Here is a 260-nt window from a genome sequence, read left to right as displayed (position 1 = left end):
GGCTTTGTCCGGATGGGGGAATTGCAAAGATGCTGCGGGTTGTGTAAAAGCGCAACATCATGAAGCCAGCATTGAATAATGCCATATAAAGCCAGACTAAAGACGGGTGAACCGCGCAAGCGCAAGAAGCCGGGATACCGGGTGACGAACGCGCGGGTGGATAACCAGAGCCTGAGAAAGCGCAGCATGATCAGCCTGTATGTGCCGGGCGGCGATCTGAAGGCGCAGCTTATCAACGCAAAGATCCGTACGCCGGGCGT

The 260-nt window shown here is 55.8% G+C and carries 1 protein-coding gene; it reads left to right on the top strand.

Annotated features, from left to right (window positions below; translation table 11 throughout):
• Positions 1 to 78: 78 nt before the first annotated feature.
• Positions 79 to 260, top strand: a 182-nt coding sequence (locus tag AB4Y34_RS42320; RefSeq protein ID WP_368719363.1) for a hypothetical protein, incomplete at its 3' end; no start/stop codon positions are given.

Origin of the sequence: Paraburkholderia sp. BR10954 (genome assembly GCF_040965775.1) — a bacterium.
In the GTDB taxonomy this organism is placed as follows: Bacteria; Pseudomonadota; Gammaproteobacteria; order Burkholderiales; family Burkholderiaceae; genus Paraburkholderia; species Paraburkholderia youngii.
This window is presented reverse-complemented; position numbering and strand designations above follow the sequence as displayed.